23 protein-coding genes are annotated in these 20,692 nt (G+C 35.6%); 8 read left to right on the top strand and 15 right to left on the bottom strand.

What is annotated here, in order from left to right; genetic code table 11:
* Window positions 1–12: 12 nt before the first annotated feature.
* The 7 genes from MHH81_RS05350 to MHH81_RS05320 all read right to left on the bottom strand — a co-directional run bounded on the left by MHH81_RS05350 (window position 13) and on the right by MHH81_RS05320 (window position 6,006).
* On the bottom strand, window positions 13–1,554 hold the full coding sequence (locus MHH81_RS05350) for an acyl-CoA carboxylase subunit beta (protein WP_340918769.1): 1,542 nt from the start codon (window positions 1,552–1,554) through the stop codon (window positions 13–15).
* Between the two features lie 53 nt (window positions 1,555–1,607).
* Complete coding sequence (locus MHH81_RS05345; RefSeq protein WP_340918766.1) at window positions 1,608–1,820, bottom strand: acetyl-CoA carboxylase biotin carboxyl carrier protein subunit; 213 nt, start codon at window positions 1,818–1,820, stop codon at window positions 1,608–1,610.
* On the bottom strand, window positions 1,817–3,178 hold the full coding sequence (locus tag MHH81_RS05340; protein WP_340918764.1) for an acetyl-CoA carboxylase biotin carboxylase subunit: 1,362 nt from the start codon (window positions 3,176–3,178) through the stop codon (window positions 1,817–1,819). Before MHH81_RS05340 ends, MHH81_RS05345 begins: the two co-directional genes overlap by 4 nt.
* 741 nt (window positions 3,179–3,919) lie before the next feature.
* Complete coding sequence (locus MHH81_RS05335; protein ID WP_340918762.1) at window positions 3,920–4,348, bottom strand: hypothetical protein; 429 nt, start codon at window positions 4,346–4,348, stop codon at window positions 3,920–3,922.
* Between the two features lie 60 nt (window positions 4,349–4,408).
* Window positions 4,409–5,170, bottom strand: a complete 762-nt coding sequence (locus tag MHH81_RS05330) for an enoyl-CoA hydratase/isomerase family protein (RefSeq protein WP_340918760.1) — start codon at window positions 5,168–5,170, stop codon at window positions 4,409–4,411.
* 92 nt (window positions 5,171–5,262) lie between these two features.
* Entirely contained in the window at window positions 5,263–5,436 is a 174-nt protein-coding gene (gene rpmF / locus MHH81_RS05325) for a 50S ribosomal protein L32 (RefSeq protein WP_340918757.1), read from the bottom strand.
* Between the two features lie 24 nt (window positions 5,437–5,460).
* Window positions 5,461–6,006 carry a YceD family protein gene (locus MHH81_RS05320; RefSeq protein ID WP_340918755.1) on the bottom strand — a complete coding sequence of 182 codons (546 nt, stop codon included), beginning with the start codon at window positions 6,004–6,006 and terminating at the stop codon, window positions 5,461–5,463.
* A 125-nt stretch (window positions 6,007–6,131) separates the two neighbouring features.
* Between MHH81_RS05320 and MHH81_RS05315 the strand changes: the two genes are divergently transcribed.
* Window positions 6,132–7,346, top strand: a complete 1,215-nt coding sequence (locus tag MHH81_RS05315) for a nucleotidyltransferase (protein ID WP_340918753.1) — start codon at window positions 6,132–6,134, stop codon at window positions 7,344–7,346.
* A 3-nt stretch (window positions 7,347–7,349) separates the two neighbouring features.
* Here the strand turns inward: MHH81_RS05315 and MHH81_RS05310 are convergent, their stop codons facing one another.
* Entirely contained in the window at window positions 7,350–8,396 is a 1,047-nt protein-coding gene (locus MHH81_RS05310) for a SepM family pheromone-processing serine protease (RefSeq protein WP_340918752.1), read from the bottom strand.
* Between the two features lie 221 nt (window positions 8,397–8,617).
* Between MHH81_RS05310 and MHH81_RS05305 the strand changes: the two genes are divergently transcribed.
* Window positions 8,618–9,493: a hypothetical protein gene (locus tag MHH81_RS05305; RefSeq protein ID WP_340918748.1), complete on the top strand. Its 876-nt coding sequence runs from the start codon at window positions 8,618–8,620 to the stop codon at window positions 9,491–9,493.
* A 97-nt stretch (window positions 9,494–9,590) separates the two neighbouring features.
* Here MHH81_RS05305 and coaD read toward each other — a convergent pair whose 3' ends face one another.
* The 3 genes from coaD to MHH81_RS05290 all read right to left on the bottom strand — a co-directional run bounded on the left by coaD (window position 9,591) and on the right by MHH81_RS05290 (window position 12,344).
* A complete protein-coding gene (gene coaD, locus MHH81_RS05300; RefSeq protein WP_340918745.1) occupies window positions 9,591–10,076 on the bottom strand; it encodes a pantetheine-phosphate adenylyltransferase in 486 nt (161 codons plus the stop codon).
* Between the two features lies 1 nt (window position 10,077).
* Entirely contained in the window at window positions 10,078–10,644 is a 567-nt protein-coding gene (gene rsmD / locus MHH81_RS05295; protein WP_340918742.1) for a 16S rRNA (guanine(966)-N(2))-methyltransferase RsmD, read from the bottom strand.
* A 281-nt stretch (window positions 10,645–10,925) separates the two neighbouring features.
* Window positions 10,926–12,344 carry a hypothetical protein gene (locus tag MHH81_RS05290; RefSeq protein ID WP_340918740.1) on the bottom strand — a complete coding sequence of 473 codons (1,419 nt, stop codon included), beginning with the start codon at window positions 12,342–12,344 and terminating at the stop codon, window positions 10,926–10,928.
* A 52-nt stretch (window positions 12,345–12,396) separates the two neighbouring features.
* On the opposite strand from MHH81_RS05290, the gene MHH81_RS05285 reads away from it, so the two are divergent.
* Window positions 12,397–12,783 carry a DUF7147 family protein gene (locus MHH81_RS05285; protein WP_340918738.1) on the top strand — a complete coding sequence of 129 codons (387 nt, stop codon included), beginning with the start codon at window positions 12,397–12,399 and terminating at the stop codon, window positions 12,781–12,783.
* Window positions 12,784–12,794: 11 nt separating this feature from the next.
* Here MHH81_RS05285 and MHH81_RS05280 read toward each other — a convergent pair whose 3' ends face one another.
* Complete coding sequence (locus MHH81_RS05280) at window positions 12,795–13,067, bottom strand: YlbG family protein (RefSeq protein WP_340918736.1); 273 nt, start codon at window positions 13,065–13,067, stop codon at window positions 12,795–12,797.
* Window positions 13,068–13,375: 308 nt separating this feature from the next.
* Here MHH81_RS05280 and MHH81_RS05275 point away from each other — a divergent pair, with 308 nt between their 5' ends.
* Window positions 13,376–14,278, top strand: coding sequence for a glycerophosphodiester phosphodiesterase (locus tag MHH81_RS05275; protein ID WP_340918733.1), 903 nt, complete (start codon window positions 13,376–13,378; stop codon window positions 14,276–14,278).
* A gap of 305 nt (window positions 14,279–14,583) precedes the next feature.
* Here MHH81_RS05275 and MHH81_RS05270 read toward each other — a convergent pair whose 3' ends face one another.
* Complete coding sequence (locus MHH81_RS05270; protein WP_340918730.1) at window positions 14,584–15,033, bottom strand: YlbF family regulator; 450 nt, start codon at window positions 15,031–15,033, stop codon at window positions 14,584–14,586.
* A gap of 83 nt (window positions 15,034–15,116) precedes the next feature.
* Between MHH81_RS05270 and MHH81_RS05265 the strand changes: the two genes are divergently transcribed.
* Entirely contained in the window at window positions 15,117–15,614 is a 498-nt protein-coding gene (locus MHH81_RS05265; protein ID WP_340918727.1) for a PaaI family thioesterase, read from the top strand.
* On the opposite strand, the gene MHH81_RS05260 is transcribed toward MHH81_RS05265, so the two are convergent.
* Window positions 15,563–17,002: a UDP-N-acetylmuramoyl-L-alanyl-D-glutamate--2,6-diaminopimelate ligase gene (locus MHH81_RS05260; protein WP_340918725.1), complete on the bottom strand. Its 1,440-nt coding sequence runs from the start codon at window positions 17,000–17,002 to the stop codon at window positions 15,563–15,565. The two genes, MHH81_RS05265 and MHH81_RS05260, sit on opposite strands and share 52 nt — an antisense overlap.
* Window positions 17,003–17,131: 129 nt before the next feature.
* On the opposite strand from MHH81_RS05260, the gene MHH81_RS05255 reads away from it, so the two are divergent.
* Window positions 17,132–17,863 carry an amino acid kinase family protein gene (locus MHH81_RS05255; RefSeq protein WP_340918723.1) on the top strand — a complete coding sequence of 244 codons (732 nt, stop codon included), beginning with the start codon at window positions 17,132–17,134 and terminating at the stop codon, window positions 17,861–17,863.
* Here the strand turns inward: MHH81_RS05255 and MHH81_RS05250 are convergent, their stop codons facing one another.
* Window positions 17,864–18,940 carry a CAP domain-containing protein gene (locus MHH81_RS05250; protein WP_340918720.1) on the bottom strand — a complete coding sequence of 359 codons (1,077 nt, stop codon included), beginning with the start codon at window positions 18,938–18,940 and terminating at the stop codon, window positions 17,864–17,866.
* A gap of 152 nt (window positions 18,941–19,092) precedes the next feature.
* On the opposite strand from MHH81_RS05250, the gene MHH81_RS05245 reads away from it, so the two are divergent.
* Both MHH81_RS05245 and ytvI read left to right on the top strand, forming a co-directional pair.
* Window positions 19,093–19,461 (top strand): YugN family protein, encoded by a 369-nt coding sequence (locus MHH81_RS05245; protein WP_340918717.1) that lies wholly within the window; start codon window positions 19,093–19,095, stop codon window positions 19,459–19,461.
* 110 nt (window positions 19,462–19,571) lie between these two features.
* Complete coding sequence (gene ytvI / locus MHH81_RS05240) at window positions 19,572–20,630, top strand: sporulation integral membrane protein YtvI (protein WP_340918714.1); 1,059 nt, start codon at window positions 19,572–19,574, stop codon at window positions 20,628–20,630.
* Window positions 20,631–20,692 lie beyond the last annotated feature (62 nt).

Genomic DNA, 20,692 nt, shown 5'->3' with positions numbered 1-20,692 from the left:
TTTTTTTTGTAATTATACAGGTAGCACAGGGTGTTTTCGAGGTGCACTTGCAATTTCCTTATCTTTATAATAGCGGAGACGATTCGCAAGCTCCCCACGTAAATTGCTAGGAGCAACAATTTCGTCAATTATCATTTCAGAAGCCAATTTATAAATATTAATTTCTTCTTTATATTCTGCATGTTTTTCTTGCACAAATTTCACACGTTCTTTTGGATCTTCTATCGCTTCAATTTTATTTGAATAGACAGCATTTACGGCAGCTTCAGGACCCATTACTGCAATTTGAGCGGTAGGAAGTGCAATACATACGTCTGGTTCAAAAGCCGGACCAGCCATTGCATACAATCCTGCTCCGTATGCTTTACGAACAATAACCGATATTTTCGGTACGGTTGCAGAACTCATCGCTGCAATTAACTTCGCTCCGTGTCGAATAATACCTGCTCGTTCCACCTTCGTTCCAATCATAAATCCTGGTACGTCTGCCAAAAATAGTAACGGAATCGAAAATGCGTCACAAAGCGAAATAAACTTAGTGGCTTTGTCAGCAGAATCTACGAATAAAACGCCACCTTTTACTTTTGGCTGATTGGCAATAATTCCGACAGCCTGACCTTCTATACGAGCAAGTCCCGTAATAATTTCAGGTGCAAACAGTTGCTTGATATCGAAAAATGAATCCTCATCAATAATCTGAGAAATAGCTTCATACATATCGAATGGTGCATTTTGATTTTCAGGAATAATAGCTTCGAGTGAGCGCCCTTTAAATACTGCTTTTGGCTCTATCTCTTTAGGCTTTTCCATATAATTAGCAGGGAAAAAGCTTAAGTATCGTTTTGCTTCTGATATTGCTTCCTCTTCAGAAGTAACAAGTACATCGCCTACTCCACTCACTGTGCAATGCATGCGAGCTCCGCCCATTTCCTCAAGCGTCACTTTTTCACCAATTACTTTTTCAGCCATGCGAGGTGACCCCAAATACATCGAAGCATTGCCTTCCACCATGAACACTACATCACAAAATGCAGGAATATAAGCACCACCTGCTGCTGAGGGACCAAACAGCAAACAAATTTGCGGAATGAAACCTGAAAGTCTTACTTGGTTATGAAATATCTTCCCTGCTCCTCGACGATTTGGAAACATATCTAATTGATCTGTAATACGCGCACCAGCCGAGTCTACTAAATATAACATTGGTACTCTATTTTTTTCTGCTATTTCTTGAATACGAATAATTTTTTCAACTGTACGAGATCCCCATGAACCAGCTTTAACAGTTGAATCATTCGCCATTACGCAAACTGTTTGACCATTTACTTTCCCGGTTGCTGTGACAACCCCATCCGCAGGTAAATCACCAGCTTCTACATTTGCGAAACGACCATCTTCTATATAATCCCCATTATCAAATAGTAAAGCTAAACGGTCACGAACAAATAACTTCTTTTGTTCCTTCATTTTTTCGTGATATTTTGAATGACCACCAGAAAAAATGGACGTAAGCTTTTCTTCTAATCTTTCGTTGTAACCTTTAGTTTCTCCCACTTTGTATAACCCCCTTATTTAAAGCTTTAAAACACATTTGTCATCAGTTTGAATTATTCAAACGTAACTAGGATATCCCCTTCGTTTACAAAATCCCCTTCTGATACATTGATTGTAGCAACTTTACCCGCCACTTCCGATTCAATCGGAATCTCCATTTTCATCGATTCTAACACTATTAACACTTGTCCTACAGCAACTTCTTCTCCAACCGCTACATTTACTGTAAATACAGTTCCAGCCATTGTTGATTCTAAATTTTTCATTTTAAGTCTTCCTCCCTTTGATTTTCCATCCATTCCCCTAATACAGATGTTGAATATATCCCACTTAGAAAACTTTCAGCTTCTAAAAATTGTTTGAAAAGTGGAATATTTGTTTTCACACCTTCTATTTTAGCAGAAGAAAAAACTTTTTGCGCTTTCTCTATTGCTAATTTTCTGTTCTCTGCGTGAATAATGACTTTTGAAATCATAGGATCATAGAACGGTGTAACTTTATCCCCTTCTTCATACCCAGCGTCAATCCGGACACCTTCTAATGCTTCCCAATTCTGAGATGTTATCGTCCCAGGTGATGGGAAAAATGTTTTTGGATCCTCGGCATAAATTCTAAACTCAAAGGCATGACCTTTTGAAGAAATAGCTTGTTGGTTTTTCACAGGCAATTCTTCCCCCGCTGCTACTTTTAGCTGCCATTCTACTAAGTCAAATCCTGTTATCGCTTCTGTTACGGGATGCTCTACTTGTAATCTTGTATTCATTTCTAAGAAGTAAAATTGATGGTCTTGATCTACGATAAACTCAACTGTACCTGCATTAACATACTCTACTGCTTTCGCAGCATTTATTGCCGCTTCTAATAGCTTTTTTCGAGCTTCCTCTGGAAAATTAGGAGAGGGCGACTCTTCTAACACTTTTTGATTTCTCCTTTGAACGGAACAATTTCTCTCAAACAAATGAACAATATTTCCTTGAGAGTCACCAAAGATTTGTACTTCGATATGACGGGATGCTTCAATGTATTTCTCTAAAAATACAACATCACTTCCAAAATATGATTTCGCACGTGTTTTAGTGGATTCAAAGTGTTTTATTAGAGTGGCTTCATCATCACAACGAATCATCCCTATGCCACCACCCCCTGCACTTGCTTTCAACATTACTGGGTACCCAATAGTGAATGCAGCTTCTTTTGCAGCTTCTAAAGACGTTAAGCCTGCTTCTGTACCAGGAACTACCGGAACATTCGCTTCCAGCATTGTAAGTCTAGAAGCTATCTTATCTCCCATTTTCTCTATTGTTATTGGCTTAGGACCAATAAATTTAATACCTTCTTCTTCCGCCTTTCGAGCAAAATCTGCATTTTCCGATAAAAATCCGTATCCTGGATGAATAGCATCAACCTGTTCTCTTTTTGCAAGTGCAATTATGTCATCTGCTTTTAAATACGATAGTTGGACTTGGCTTGGACCAATTAAGAATGCAAAATCCGCTTCTTTCACGTAAGGTAAATCTTGATCTGCCTCGGAATAGATTGCTACCGTCTCGATATTTAACTTTTTACACGTTTTAATTATTCGACGCGCAATTTCTCCTCTGTTTGCAATTAAAACCTTTTTCATCTCTTTTCCCCCTTGTTAGAAAAAGTGAACCCCTTCTCTATTAGTCTATACGAAAAATGAAAACGATTTCAACTAAATATGAAATTTTCTAACAAAACAGTGATTTACTTCATCTACATTTTAACAAATAGCTCTTGATGAATTTATTATGTGACGAAATTCTGCGAGACTCCTGCGGAAAAACGGGCTGACAAAACCCCGCAACGAGCTATAGGAAAAAACCCTACTTTCGACGCAGAAGGTGCGCTGTGACCAACATCCAGTTGCCCCCCCCCGAGTATCACTTTGTTGATTGAAGCGGCAGGCGGCGACTCCAGCAGGATGAGTGAGACGGATAAGACATCACAAACGACGCGTGAGCTGTGGTGATGGCTTATCGCTCACCCTGCGGAAAGCGTCTGCCTATAGCGGGAATCAACAATACTTTATTCTGTGTAAATTATATATTTCTTTATCTTCCTTTAGGATTGTTCCTGTTTTTTAATGTAAATTGGAATTATGAAATTGATTCACCTAATAAATAAATAAATTAATTCAATTAAACTAATCTTTTTTCCAACTTTTTCTACAATAAAAAAAGAAGCCTCTAATTTTTAGAGACTTCTTCCGTTGATAAATGTATGTTAATTCTGGAATGAGCACATATTAAACGAACGATTTCAAGACATGCTAAGTGACACCTTCAAACTTTAGATATTGTCACCAACCTCAAAGATGTCTCTATTTCTAGAGACTTCTTTTTTAGTTATGCTCAATGTGTGTAAGGCCCTGCTTTGCCCAGTTTACTAATACCTCGTAATCTTTTTTTAATAAGTTATACGCATTAGAAATTTCATCGTACGATTGTCTCATTTCATCATAGCTTTGCATTGCTAACTGCAAGTGGTTTTGAAGGGAAGTAGAATCCACCAATTCTTTTGTTGTATCATCTTTTGATGTATCTTCTTTTAATGTTGCCTCAAAAGAAGATACTTCTTTTCGGAAAATTTGAGAACGTAGATTTTTATTCCAGCGGAATGCACAAGCTTGTTTGGAGCGTCCTAATAATATGCTTGCCTCCTGAAAACCAGAAATTTGGGTATGGCCTTGTTCAATCTTTTTCAAAACTAGCTCTTTTAATAGATTGTCTTCTTCTATAGTCCAACTATCTTTTCTCATTTTAACATTCATTTAGTTCACCCTTTGCTTTTTTACTAATATATGCAAAGTAGTGGTAAATAGACTCTCATTTTATTTCTTTTTTGCTAAAAACAAATCGACTGCTTCATGATGTACATCTTGCTCCCAAAGGATTGAACATGTCTTTACTTCATCCATTATTCTCTCGTATAATTGCGACTGTTCCCATTTTCGAATAGCCAGCTTTTTATATGCTTTTAATACGGTAGAGTGAGGAATAATCATTTTCTCGATAAACTTATGCAATGCAACTTGTTTATCTCCCTCAAAAATGTCAGTTGCCCAACCAAAGGATACAAGCTGAGCAGCATCATAAGGCACTGCTTCCGTAAGCATTTGAAGTGCATAGTCATGTCTCATTCCTTTTTCAAATAAGTAGGATCCACCACCCCATCCAGATGTAATGGCTAACTTACCTTGAATGAAACCACATTTTGCTTCTTTCTTTACTAAACGGTAATCGCATAATGTAGCAATTTCACACCCACCACCTATTGCAGTTCCATTTACTAAAGCAAGCGTCGGAATTTCTAATATTGCTATATCATATAAAACTTTTGCAGCTTCACGTAACATTTCAAAAGACTCTACTGCTGTTTTTAATTTATGAAAAACAGATAAGTCCCCTCCCGAACAAAATGATTTTTCACCCGCTCCTGTAATTACTGCTAATTTTATCGCTTTATCTGTTTTCACAGTATGTATGAATTGCCTAAATCCTTCTAAAACTTCTCCATTTATCGCATTATGAATAGCAGGTCTATTTATTTCAAAAATAATTATTTCATCTTTTTTTTCAATAGTATAAGCCATGTATTCCACCCCTTGTTAAATGTGTATATAGAGAAAAAGGCTACCGAAGAGCCATGGTCTCTTTGGTAGCCTTTTGAGAAACAAATACTGAATTATTTGCTTACTACTTCTTTCCCTTTGTATTGTCCGCATGATTTACAAATACGGTGAGCCAATTTCATTTCACCACAATTTGAACACGAAACCATACCAGGTACGGATAATTTAAAATGTGTACGACGTTTTCTTTTTACAGTTTTAGAAGTTCTTCTAGCTGGTACTGCCATTGGTGGCACCTCCTTACAGATCTATTATTCGTCTGTTTGATCAAAATACTTAGCTAATTCAGCAAGTCTTGGATCCAATTTTGGTTGGTCATCTTCTTGCAAATCATTAAGATCTTCATCTGTTGTATAACTCCAATTGTTTCCACCTTCATGTTTAAATTGGTCTGCACCTTCTTTATACACTTGCAACGGAATTTCTAAAAGGACTAACTCCTCTAGAACTGGATCTACATGAATAACATCGCCTTCAACTAGATGAAAGTTATCATCTGCTTGTGCGGATGCTAATGCTATTGCAGTCTCAGACCAGTTGAATACTTCAACAGATTCAATCTCAAAAGGATATTCTACATCTTCCCATGTGCGAGCACATGGTAATATTAGAGTCCCTGAAAGCTGTAGATGACAAGTCATTTGCGCTGCACCAAACGTGCAGTGCCCTTTTACATGAACGGGTGAAATGTTTCGAACGTCATGGTTTCGTTTTTCCACATTTTCGAGAACAACGAATTCATCTAACGTCATCCCGTTCTCACGATATTTAGCTAGCTGATGAATTACCCATTTCATACGATTATCACCTCAAGACAACAAAGTTGATTATATAATGACTATTTTTAGATGTCAAGATAATTTCTTGTCACTACATTATTTTAACATTATACTCTCATTAAGGGAAAGGATTTGATACGAAGATGAAAGCCACTGGATTAGTAGTAGAATACAACCCATTTCATAATGGACATTTACATCACTTACAACAATCAAGCGTGAAAACTAATAGTGACATTATTGTAGCAGTAATGTCTGGTAACTTTCTCCAACGTGGTGAACCAGCCCTTGTTGATAAATGGACACGAGCAAAAATGGCTCTCTCTGCTGGTGTTGATTTAATAATAGAGTTACCTTATGCTTTTGCAACTGCCCAGGCCAGCGATTTTGCAAAAGGCGCTATTTATTTATTAGAGTCTTTAAAATGCGAGACTTTTTGCTTTGGAAGCGAGGAAGGATCTTTAGAAGCATTTCAACATACCTATCATTTATTATTGGCAAAAAAAGCGGATTATAATACAGCTATTTCAAATTTTATGAAACAAGGAATTAGTTATCCAAAAGCATTAAATGAAGCATATAAAATGGTAGCTTCGGATTCTTCTGTTCCTTTAGTCGATTTATCTAAACCAAATAATATTTTAGGTTATCATTATATGGAAGCCGCTTATAATTTAAACGCGGCAATCAAACCAGAGACAATCCAGCGCGTCGTTGCTAATTACCATGACGAAGCTAAGCATTCTGAAACTATTGCAAGTGCAACTGGCATACGAAAAGTTTTATTCGATGAAAAAGAACTATCTGCCGTTCAACATTTTCTACCACGTACAAGTATAGAGGAATTAAATGAGTGGAAAAACACAGCCCAAGCATTCGGTTGCTGGGATAGATTTTATCCTTTATTGCGCTTTACAATTTTACGTCATAATAAAGAACGATTAGCTCAATTTACAGAGGTTACGGAAGGAATGGAAAATGCCATTTGGAATGCCGCTATGACAAGTGAAAATTTTCATACATTTATGCTGCAAATTAAGTCGAAACGATTTACATGGACGAGAATTCAAAGAATGTTAACGCATATTTTTACAGAGTTTACATGGGAACAGTTGCAGGAAATCGATCTACCCACTTATATTCGACCACTAGCAATGAATAAAAAGGGGCAAGCTTATTTACAATCAATAAAAAAAGACTTGCAGCTCCCTCTTGTAAGTAGAGTAGCCGCAAGTAAAGAAAATAAGCTGCTTCAGTTGGATATTAAAGCAGCAAATTTATATTATTTGGGTTTACAAAATGATTTCGGGCAAAGCATGGTTGGAAGCGATTTTCGTAAAATCCCAATTTTTCAATAAAAATTATTTGGGATCTAGTTGTTCCAAATAAGCTAAAGCATCATCAATAGTTTTTACAGGTACAATTTTCATTTTTGTGCCTATTTTTTTTGCGGATTTTACCGCTTCTTCATAGTTCGAAGTAAGATCCGGATTATTTGCAAGTATGGCTGGATCTATTTCGTCATCTGGTGCAAACATTATATCCATACCTTTTCGGTCTGCGGCAATTACTTTTAAATCAATTCCGCCAATTCGCCCTACTGTTCCATCTGGTTCCATCTCACCTGTTCCAGCAATATTATATCCTTTTGTAATATCTTCAGGTAACAATTGATTTAATATCTCTAATGTAAACATAAGGCCAGCAGAAGGTCCTCCTATTTCTTCCGAGTTAATACGGACTTCCGGAGTTGTTTCAACTAACTTATCCTCCGTATACGAAATACCGATTCCTGCTTTCCCTTGAACGCCGGGGATTGCTTTAAGTGTAACCTCTTTGGAAAGCTCTTTGCCATCTCGTTCTATTTTTAATTGAATAACGTCACCTGCTTGCTTGTCTGCTAAGTACGTTTTGATTGCTTCTTCGGTTAAATTTTTTGTATTATCCATTTCTAATATCTTATCGCCAGGTTCTAATACATTATCTGCTGCACTACCATCTACGACGTTAAAAATAAATATTCCGTTATTTGTCACAGTATAAGGCATATTTGCTCGATTGAAAGCAACTGTAATAGCATTAAATTGAGAATCAGACATAAGCTTTAATTGACGAACATTATATTCTTTTTCATCTTCATCTTCTTGACGAATTTGATTTGCTTTATAGATTTTTTGATTATCCACCACTTTAGCATATGCATAAGTAAGAGGAGTTGCTTTTGCTAATGCAATAGTTAATAGGCTCATCGTTCCGGCGTCATCTTCATCTCCGCCTTCGACTTCTACGAATGGAGTAAGTTCGTAAGCGCCGCCCGGCTTGGAAATATAAGATTCCATTGGATAAAAGGCTAATGCAGCTACAAGCGCTACAACAAAAAGAAGGATTAATGGCTTTCTCTTCTTCATAAGTTATCCCTCTCTTTCATAAATACAATTAAGTATTAGTTTATCACTTCCATTTTTTTCTGACAAAATAAATAAACGGGAAAATGGAAATCTCACTTTTTTGGTGACGATTAACACGTATTCAGAAGTGGCAATCACGCTTGAAAGACTTTTACTAGAGACTAGACATTAACTATGAGGGAACCTACAATTTTCCCTCAAGAAATAAGGGATGAAATAGGATGCATAAGATTATTACAATCGGTAGTTGGGCACTTATTATACTATTGTTTTTACAACCAGGTGTAGCACATAAAGGTGCAGTAGAAGGGATGCGAATATTCACGACAGCATTACTGCCCTACTTATTGCCTTATCTAGTTATTACCCAAATGTTTATTCGATCACAAAACACTTTTTTAAACACTACCAACAAGTTCAAATTGTATATGAATATATACATTCTTACTGCATTAGGAGGCTTTCCAAGTGGAGCTGCTATAATTTCTTCCCTAAAAGAAATAGGTACCTTAAACGAGCGAAATGCGAGTTGGTTATTAGCTATTTGTCATGCTCCAAGCCCAATGTTTGTAATTGGTTTTGTTGGCATCGAAATTTTTAATGCCGAGATTGCGGGTTTAAAATTGTTAATAATTATCCATCTCGTCAATTTGGCATTCCTCTTAGTATTCATCATTTTTTCGAAGCCTATTCAAACGAATGATTACGTCAAAAAAGCATCGATCTCACCATTTCAGGAAAGCATTAGAGAAACATCGCAAATACTATTGCTAATTGGAACAACTGTTATATTTTTCACAACAATAAGTATTATTGTTTTTGAATCCGTAAAAGAAGTAATACCATCCATTTCTCCGTTCGTATTAGTGCTAATTGCATCTTTTTTTGAAATGACCGGTGGCATTAGTTTGGCAGGAGAAATTTCATCAGGAACTACAATATTACCCTTTATAGTAGCGATAATCATAGCTTTTAGTGGACTTAGTATTCATATGCAAATTATTGTTCTTGCCCAAAAAGCAGGAATACCGATCAAACATTACATCCTATTTCGCTTCCTAAACATGCTCATCCTACCAATATTTTTCATCCTCTAACATGGCAAAAGTGTTACTGGTGCCAGGCACCTGTAACTATCCTGTAATATAATTTTCCCCTTTATGACAAAGAAAAAACCTTGCAAAATTTGCAAGGTTAATCGTTTTTGTACTTTAACTTAAGAGCTGCTTCCACTTGAGGTGGTACGAGCTCTTCTATTTTCCCACCATATTTAGCAACTTCTTTGACAATGCTAGAGCTTAAAAAGGAATATTGATTTTTTGTCATAATGAAAAATGTCTCAATTTCGTCATTTAATACACGGTTCATGGAAGTAATTTGCATCTCGTATTCAAAATCGGATACCGCTCGCAATCCACGGATAATAGCACTGGCACCTACGTTCTTAGCATAGTCCATTAATAGTCCAGAAAAAGTGTCGACCTTTACATTAGGAAGGTGAGAAGTAACATCTTTAATAAGTTTCATTCTTTCTTCTACTGAAAAAAGGGGATTTTTAGATGAGTTATTTAATACAACTACAAAAACTTCACCAAAAATAGATGCTCCTCGCGTAATAATATCTAAGTGTCCGTTTGTAATTGGATCAAAACTTCCTGGTACGACTGCTATTTTACTCAACTTAATTCCCCTCTTCTACATGGCTACGATAAATCGATATGACCGTCCCACCATAATTCTCTCTTCTTACGAGTTTAAAAGCACCAAATTCATCTTCTAAAGTAAGCATTTTATCATGCTCACAAACGATCATTCCCGACTCGTTCATGCACCCTTTTTCTACAATTGTTTTAACTAAGTCATAATAGATAACTTTGCTATAAGGAGGATCTACGAATAATAAGTCTATTTTTAAATCTCTTTTTTCAAATGCTTTTACAGCTCTAGAAGCATCAATTTTATAAATTTCACTTGCGTCCTCTAAACGACACTTCTTTAAATTTTCGTTGATTGTTTGAATTGCTTTTTGATCTTTTTCTATAAAAATGCAAGTATCGATTCCTCTACTTAATGACTCAATACCTAAACTTCCACTTCCCGCAAACAAATCTACAGCAAGACCGCCATCAAAATAAGGACCAATCATATTAAAAATGGATTCCTTCACTTTATCTGTTGTAGGTCTTGTATTTGTTCCTGGCACTGCTCTTAAAGGTAACCCTTTTCTTGTTCCTGATATAACTCTCATACTATTTCTCCTAGTTATCAAATTCGTCTTGGCGTTTTTACTTCCGCTTCACTTTGTTCAGCTCCGCAGGAAAAACATTTGCTCCTGCGTAAAGCTCGTCGCAGAAAAACGTGCGCCCAAATTTTGCAGCACCTGGCTTGCCGGGTGAACTCCTTTACAAAATCTGTGGCATCCGCCTGGGGCTTTACTATATTTAGCAGGTGTTTAGACACCAGTAAAATCGAAGAGCATTAGCATACATTTCACCACTTATAGAAATGGGAGACTTCTGCTGAATAAAGTTAAAATGAAGCGGATTGTGTAACACTTATTCGTTTTTCTTGTTTTTCAATATCTACTAAAAACAAACGAATTATCCACGATTCTTCCAGATAAAAATCTGCTCCGATTTTTTCAAATGGTTCTGACATTGCATCATATCTTTTGTCGTTTAATACATAAAATGGTTCCTTAATAGGAAAACGAAACGCTCTCATTGCATTTTGCACATATAATCCTTTGTCCGTATCTTTCAACGTGTAGCCTAATGCTGTTAACAATGGTTCCGCAGCATACATTACTTTCCCATCTTTAAACAGTACTTTTACGTCTTCTTGCCGTTGATCATTTATGTACACTGTTCTATTATCCTCAAAGAGCAATGGATATTTATCTACTTTAAATTGTTCATTTAAAGTAAAGAAGGAAGTTTTCAATTCAATTACTTCCGATAAAATTTCATCCAATTTTTGGGCACTCAACTGTTTGTTTTCCATTAATGCTTTTTTCCAGTCAGAAAGCTGATCTTCCGTAAAATAATTGATTAAGGTTTCATACATCCAGATCGATTTTTCAGATCCAATAGGAGAATCCGTTAAGAAACTACTAATAACCTCAGCCGTTATTAAATTTTCAGCAACTAATCCATATTGTAATTGTACATTTTTAATAATTAACTCTCGTTGAATAGAAGCAAGATCCTTGTTTTCAATAAATGCAATGCGAGAAGATTTAATATTGTATTTATTTTCTGTAAAAAGGACAGACATATGTTCACTATTTGGCAGCTGCATCTCAGTCAAAAGTGTCTTTAGATCTTCTGAGAGTTCTTCTTTTGAGTGAATAGTGAAATTGTCGTTCTCAAATTTCACTGGAAGTAATTCTTTTTGCCAATACAAATCAGAGAGACTACCTGCTCCAAAAAAGAGTGAATAATCAATTACATCCAAAGAAGTGGTGCCAACTATTGGAAGACCACTAACCCACATACCGCCTTTTTTTAATTCATCCGTAATGTGAAGAGTTGTATATGAAACTCCACCCTTTTCAAGCTTAGCTAAAAAACCGGATAAAACGATTCCGTCATGTAATCCATCTATTAAAGGTATTTCATAGGAAATACTTTGTTTGGATGTATCTCCTTCCTTAAAAGATATAAGATCTTCGGACAATCGGTTACAGCTCTCACTTGTATCTAAGTAACAACTCCTATTTTCACTTGAAATAGGCCAGGAGATCTTTATTTCTTCTTCAGGCAAATTCATAAAATGTTGCCTGATCATGAGCTTATCCTTTTTTAATTTTATTTCAATTTCTTGTTCAAAAAAGAAAGATTGTTCGCTATCATCCAACCCGGAAGAGTACACGTGATATTGAAATAATAACAATACACTATTAGTCACAATGAGTAACATAGATAAAAAACTTAGAATAATTTTCATAGAATTGTCCTCCAACAAAGTGGTAAGATGGATTGGAAAGGAAGTGTTTTCATTGATACAACGTTTTATAGAACTAGGTGAAGGATACGGAGATATATTTGAACTTTGTGAACTCGCTCGAGTAAATAAAAATCGAATACACCATGCATTTATTTTCACTTCTAAAAACGGCGAAAAAGAATATTGTTCTATAGCAATTGCCCTTAAGCCAGTTAATAGTGCTAACTTTTTCCCAATTTATATATGTCGTGAAGGAATAGCTAATACTCAACCGGAAACAAAAAGACTTACGTCATTTAAAGATACCTTAAATGAGTTACAAATTAAACCAATCCAAATTGACCTTAAACACTCTTCCACTTTTGTGGATACTCAATTATATTATCAGTATATAATTGGCATATTACGTTTAAATCATTTAGTACCACCGCTGCAATAGAATAAACTAACCTATAAGCCGATTTTGTAATCGTATTCTTTTGCTTTGTCTGGTTTACTATTTTCAAATTCTGTAATAAGAAATGGTCGATAGGATTCCAAAATTTCTTTAACAAATGGAAGTTTATTCATCTTTTGCTTAGCAGTTTCAATCTGATCTTGATCACAATATAACACAACATATTTCTGTTTTTTCGAAATATAATGGACATGACCGTATTTTCTTAAAGATTTCGCTTGTTTTAAATGATGCACATAGACAATTAATCCTTGTCTTTCTGTCATACGCTTCCCCTCATTTCTTCATTTCAAGAATACCATATGGAGGAAATTGATAGCAACAACAACAAGCTGACAGTTTTGAGTACTTTAACTATAATAAAAGGACAAGGCTCGGAGACTTTACGTTTACTAAGTAGGTTTGTTTCTAATAAATTGACTCTGTTAAACGATCATGTTGTTACCCGCTGACAATCCGCTCGCTTTCCGCCGTTTTTCGTCACAAAATAGGTGCTTTTAAAAAACAACAACCTAATCTAACAGAGCCTATAAATTAAATGAAAGCTTTCATGAAAAGGAGGATAAATCAATAGATGGGTAAAAAATCAAATGTAGCACTCGCTATTGCCGCAGCTGCTGGAGCTGCTTGGGCAAGTACTAAAGCATTTTCTAAACCACAGAGTCGGTCTTCAAAAGAAGCACTTGAATATGGGCATCCAATCATACTTGCCCATCGCGGTGGATCTGCACTGGCACCTGAATGCTCTCTTGCGGCTTTTGAAAAAGCAGCAAAATTAGGTGTCCATGGATTTGAAATTGATTTAAGGTTAACCAAAGATGAAGAAATTATTGTATTTCATGATGAAGATTTGGATAGGGTCACAAACTTTAATGGTAAAGTAGCAGATTATTCATTAGCAGAACTAAAAAAAGCAGACTTAGGATATCACTTTACCGATTTAGAAGGTTCGTACTCTTATAGAGATTGTGGGGAGCAAATTATTACATTAGGTGACCTTCTTGAACTGTATCCTCAAATGCTTATTAATATGGATATAAAAGATGCTCCTCAAACTTACGAAGGTAGCTTAATGCCTTCTAAGCTTTGGAGACTATTAGAAGAAAAACAAGCTTTTCAACGTGTAGTTGTCTCGAGCTTTTATGACGAACAAATTGACCGTTTTAACTTATACGCACAAAATGCAGTTGCATTAGGGGCTGGGGAAAAAGAAGTCAAAAAAGCTTACACAGCTTATAGTAGTCAGTTTAAGCATTTATATCATCCCAAGGCTGATGTATTTCAAATTCCAGTCAAATCAAATGTTTTTCCACTAGATACTGCAGGTTTTATTAAATTCTTAACATCACTAAACATCCCTGTTCATTACTGGACAATTAATGATCCAGTGGTGATGAAAAAGCTTATCCAGAACGGCGCAAAAGGTATCATCACTGATCGACCAGACCTAGCAATCGATGCATTAAAACTCGATTAAAAAAGGATGTGTGCATTACGCACACATCCCAGACTGTTGACAAACGCTTTCATTCTTCGTTGCTCCTGCGCAAAGCTCGTCGCAGAAAAGCGGTGCTTGCACTTCGTTGTAAGCTCATGAACTTAAGTTCATGAGCTTCCGCCTCGGTGCTCCTGCGCAAGCTCGTCGCAGATAAAAGCGTTGCTGGCGCGCCTCGACTGACAAGCGTTTTCAAGACAGTCTGAGGCGACACCTTCGAATTTAGAATTGTTTACAAACAAGGATGTGTGCATTACTACGCACACATCCTTCATTTTTCTCGCATATTAAGCAGAGCAAGAACAAGAACCACCCGAACCACAGCCGCTTCCACAGCTAGAGCCACTAGATGCAAAAAATGGATTGCTTACAGGTACTTTAACACCTTCTGAAACAGATTTACCTATTAACAAACTTACTTCATCTAGTAAGTCTTGTAATTCGTTTTCAGCAACTCTTAAGGTTGCTATTTCATCTATCATATCCAGTTTTCGTTTTGTTACTCGAATATCCTTCATTACTGTCGAATAATCTGGATGATATTTTCCGAATCGCTGAACCTCTTCATATTGATCTTTCAGTTTCGTGAAATGATTTATTTCACTAACTAAATTCGGATTTGTATATATAGCACGATGTGCTTCTAAGTATTGGTAAAATTGTTCAGAGGAAAGAACCATTGTACATAGCATATCTGACTGGTCCATTATCGTGGCCCATTCATTAGTCATTATCATAAGTGAAACCTCCAATCCTGTTTATCATAACAGAAATGCAGAAATAAATGCTAAACTATTATCTTATTGTTAGGAGAAAAATTATGAATGAATTACAAACACTGCTTACTCAAGTAACTGAAAATGCATCAGAGGTTGAAATGAGCTTACTAAAAGAATTCCTGAAAGGTATTCAAAATAAACAACAAAATGCTGCTCCCACCTATTTAAATGCCATTTTTCATATGGACACACAATATGAACAGGATATTTGTGTTGTAACGGTACCTGTAACCCCACTTATCCACAATAGCTTTCATATGCCTCACGGTGGAGTCATTGCAACGCTAACAGATAACGCCATGGGATTCCTTGTAAACAAAGATCTTCAACCGGAAGGAAAAGGTGCTGTTACAACAAATATGACGATTCATTACGTTAAGGCTGCTACAGAAAAAACGTTGATTGCGACAGCTTCATACTTACATAAAGGACGACAAACATTAGTTTTAGAATGTACTGTAACCCAGCCGGATGGAAAGAAAATTGCTTATGCCACAGGATCATTTTTTGTCATTGAACCACCTAACTCTTCAAAATAACTAAGAACTACCTGATGATCAGAAAAAGGGACTACAAGACCATTCAATATTTGCTCTTGCTCATGTCCCTTTCCTGCAATTAACACAACGTCTCCGTTTTTCGCGATGCTTAAAGCTAGCCTAATCGCTTTTCTTCGATCTGTCTCAATAAGTACCTTCCTTCTATCTAAATCTTTCACAATATCAGCGATGATATCTTCTGGATGTTCGTTTCTAGGATTGTCAGATGTTACGATTGCTATTGTTGCATAGCTTGTTGCCACCTCACCCATCCATTTCCTTTTTTGCTTATCTCGATTGCCTCCACATCCAAATACTACATAAACATTCCTTTTCGCATAAGAAACAATAGTAGATAAACAGGCATCTAGTGCATCAGGAGTATGCGCATAGTCTATGAGCACTTCTATTCCCCTACTATTAGGAATACGTTCTAGTCTCCCAGCAGGCAGTTTTACAGGCTGTATTTCTTCACAAGGAAAATCCAAAGCCAACAAAGTAGCTACAGCTGCAGCTAAGTTCATCCCATTGTAATGACCGTTGTTTCTCATCTTAACTCGTAATTTTTTCCCTCTTACTATTAGCTCATATGACACTATTTCCGTCGTATAATTTTCTTTTGTATAAATAACGTCATTTGTGCATCTTTCTCCAAATCGAATAACTGGTAAATACGCTTTTTGTGCTACGGTTCTACACCACTCATCATTATCATTTACAACAAGCTGCTTTGCTAATGAAATAAGTAACTCCTTTGATTTTTTGTAAGGAACCATTCCCCCATGGAACTCTAGATGGTCTTTTCCTATATTTAAAAATACTCCAATATCAATAGGATAACTTCCTAATCGATTGTCCAATAAACCTTGGGAGGAGGCCTCTAATACAATAAACTCTACATGATGATCAGAACAGTATTTTACTACTTGAATAAAATCATAAAACGGTAAAGTTGTATTATTTCGAAAGTTTCTTTTTATTTTCTTGCCATTTACAAATACACCTAGCGTACCAATGACACATACCGATTTGTTCTGTTGCATTAGTAATTGTCCTACAAATGTAGCAACCGTAGTTTTTCCATTTGTTCCGGTTATTCCAACTGTTTTTATTTGTTCACCATACAATTCATATGTCATATATGCGATTCTATCCTTCATAAGATACATATCCGCTGGTATGATAATCTGAGGAACAATACAGTCTTGAATAAAAAATGGCGTAAGTATCGCTATCGCTTCGTGCTGAATTGCTTCTTCTATAAACGAACGATTATTTGTTTCGGAAACAAATACATCTCCTTTTTGTATTTGCTTTGAATGATCAATAAATCTGTTTATCGTTAAAACATCTAAATCCCCAATTATCTTATAATCTAAGCCATCCATAAGCTCTTTTAATCGATAAATAGTAGCTCACTCCCTACACCATTCTTGTATAATCGCATACAGTAAATTGAATTCCTTGTATCGTATGAACGGAGTGTTTGAAATGTCACGAGTAGAGTGGTATAAATTATGATTGTGCAAAAGTATGGCGGAATCGCAATGCAGGATCGACCAAGTAGACAATTAGTTATTGCAAGAATTCAAAAAGCAATTAGTGTGCATCAAAAAGTATTAATTGTTGTTTCAGCCATGGGAAGAAGAGGGCAATACTACGCAACAGACACCTTATTAGATCTTATTCCAAATTCGACCAATGGCGTTGAAACAGACTTACTATCTGCATGTGGTGAACTTATTTCTGCATCTGTCTTATGTGCAGAACTAAAAAGTAAAGGAATTTTGGCAACCATTTTATATGGAAAAAGTGCAGGTATTATTACGAATGAAGCTTATGGAAATGCTCAGATTGAAAAAGTAAATACAAATACGTTAATAACCGCATTCCAAAATTTTAATTGTATCGTAGTACCCGGATTTCAAGGTGTTTCAGAAAAAACTCAAACCTTTACTACTCTTGGTAGAGGTGGAAGTGACTTAACAGCTGTCGTTTATGGGCATTACTTAAACGCAAAAGTTGTTGAATTTTATAAAAATGTACCAGGTGTTATGACTTCAGATCCTTTCACAAATGAAAATGTTGAGTTAATACCCTTTATGACATATGAAGAACTTCAAAATAAAATAAATGAACCAGTAGAAATAATACAAAAAAGAGCAGCAAAATTTGCTGCCCTCCACAAAGTTCCTTTGCATATACGATCCCTATATGAAGATAGAGAAGGTACAATTGTATTTCATTAGTTATTCCTGAATTTCTTTTATCATAGGTCGGTCAATGAAATTTTGTGTGTAGTAATTACCGTATACCCCTACTCCGGTATGGGTATACCATTTCCCTAATAAAGTCTCACGATGATCTTTAGAGTTTAACCAACCATTTACTGCCTCTCCTGCATCGAAATAAAAAGCTGCGGTATTACCACCTGCACGATCGAAAACAATAGACGATTCTTTTAACTTATCACTAAATTTGGAAACTTCGAATGTCTCATTTGTGACGATATTATTTTTCGCCATTTCCTCACTATGGGAAATAGCTATTTTCTGTAACGTATTATCAGACTCTAACACTTTTAAACCATGGCGAAAACGAAATACATTGGTGATTTCTACGATTTGTCTTTCATTCGCTTTATCAATTTCAGCTTGCAATGAAGATGAAGGTGCATTTGTTTCAATAATTGTTCCCTCATATAAAATGTCATATGGTTTATGTAAGAGAAGTGTTTTCGCATCCGTAAATCGAACCGCCTCTAACTGCTGATCTTTCTCATCAATATATAGCATCGCGAATAAGTCATCAAATTGAACTAAAATACGGTTGTTAATATCTTGTTCATTTAACGAAAAAGTATATGTGTTTTCGTCAATAGACATTGTTATTTCTGATTGCACAATAGTAAAACGATAAATTTCTTCCAACGTCTGTCCAATCTTATAAGGAGTAGCGTCCACATCACTACCGATCAAAAATGCTTGTGTTACAGTGTCCCCTGCTACTCCAAAAAGCTTATATGAAGAAAAGGAATCATTATATACCCACCAATCGTACCCATATGCGGATGGTTCAATTCGATTTGGCTTACCAAACAAGCTAGTTAGTTCGTGAGATGGTTTGCCTATTAAAGTAGAAATACCTTTTTTAGGCTTCGAAAAAATATTATTGACTTCTACTACATCCGGTGTTTTCTGTGGTATTAGTTGTCCAGAGTTATTAGACCCTGTAATGAGTTCATTCTCTTGAACCGGGTTATCAAAATATATCAATATTACTAGTACAATAGCAACAGCAATTAAAATACGAAATAGATTTTTCATCTCATTTTACTCCTGACTCGTCACTTCTTTTTCACTAGTATAACAAGCTTATGTGCAATTACACAATGTTGCCATTGCAACATTTTCAAATTTGAATTACTATTAATAGGAACGGATTCTAAGGTATTTTGAACGTGAAGGAGGACAATTCAATGTATTTCGAAAACACTGGTATAGAAAACACTGTCATTGATCTTAATCTATTAGATGATCTTATGGAAAAGCATGGTTTGGTTCGCGCTGGTCAATGGGATTACGAACGTGTAACTTATGACAAAAAGTATGAAATAAAAGAAGGTACATTTTATCTTCGTGTATTTGGTTTTACTAAAGATGGTGATGTTGGAGCACACGAGGCAAATATCACTCTATTAAAACCAGTAATCGGTAAACACTACTTTCCACACGGTGTCGAGTATGGTGAAAACGAAGTATTCCCGAATCACTTGCTTAAATCATGTGAACAAACACTTTCAGCTGTTAAAGCAGATTTAAATGCATTTGAAATTAATGTGCGATAAATGTAGTGCCTAAACGTTAGAGAATTTATTCTCTAACGTTTTTTCTGTTCAAAAAACAGTATGTTGTCTATACTAATTTAAACGACCTAGAAAGGAGAATAAGAATTGGTTTGAAAATTTTCAAAAAAGAGTATGTAAAGTACGCATTGCTTGTTCTTTTTATTTTATTAACTGCTATTTTTATTCTCCCTGTTTCGGTCCCAATTATATTAGCTTTACTTACTGCTATTATTATTGAACCAGTAGTAAAATTTACGCAAAAGACATTTAAATGGAAACGGAAACCATCCGTTATTGCAAACTTTATTTTCTTTATTAGTATCCTTTCAGGACTATTATATTTCGTTATAACTAAACTTATTAGTCAGCTAATATATACATCCAACGTAATTCCATTTCACTTAAATAACTTAACTGGAATATGGATTGATATTCAAAATAATTTATTTAAATATACCGAAGGTCTCCCGAAAGAAATTGTCTCATCTATTCAAGATAAGTTTGATTCGACCTTAGAAAGCATGAAGGAAGCTTTACTTGATTTGCTTAGTTATTCCAATATTTCAGCTCTTCTAACTAATATTCCAAACTTCTTGATTAGCTTTATTGTATTTATTATTGCTCTATTTTTATTTATGCTGGATTTAGAAAAATTACGAGCAAAGTTTTTCTACTTACTATCAGAAGATTCAGCTGAAAAAGTTATCTTTATGTCTTCTAGCCTTAAAAAAGTAGTTATTGGATTTATGAAAGCACAAATTTTAGCTAGTTTCATTATTTTAGGTGCTTCCCTAATTGGATTATTATTTATTATCACACCAAAGTATGCCATAATAATGTCCATCGTCATTTGGATCGTTGACATTATCCCTATTTTAGGATCTATTGCTGTTTTAGCACCTTGGGCTATCTACCACTACTTAACAGGAGACGTCGTTTTAGGTACCAAACTCACTGTTTTAGCAATTATATTATTAGTTATCCGAAGAGCTGTGGAGCCTAAATTAATGGGATCTCAAATGGGTATTTCACCACTTGCTATACTTATTGCCATGTTCATAGGAGCTAAACTGTTTGGTTTTCTTGGCTTTATAATAGGTCCATTTATCGTCATTATTTGCATTACTGCGAAAGAAGCAGGCATGATTAAACTAAACTTTAAAATATAATAAGAAAAGCGCATGCGCCATTTAAGTGCAATACCTGTTCGCAGACGTTTCCGGATAGCTTT

The sequence above is a fragment of the Psychrobacillus sp. FSL H8-0484 genome (genome assembly GCF_038005325.1).
Classification (GTDB): Bacteria; Bacillota; Bacilli; order Bacillales_A; family Planococcaceae; genus Psychrobacillus.
Note: the sequence above shows the minus strand (reverse complement) of the source record. Positions and strands in the feature narration are given on the sequence as shown.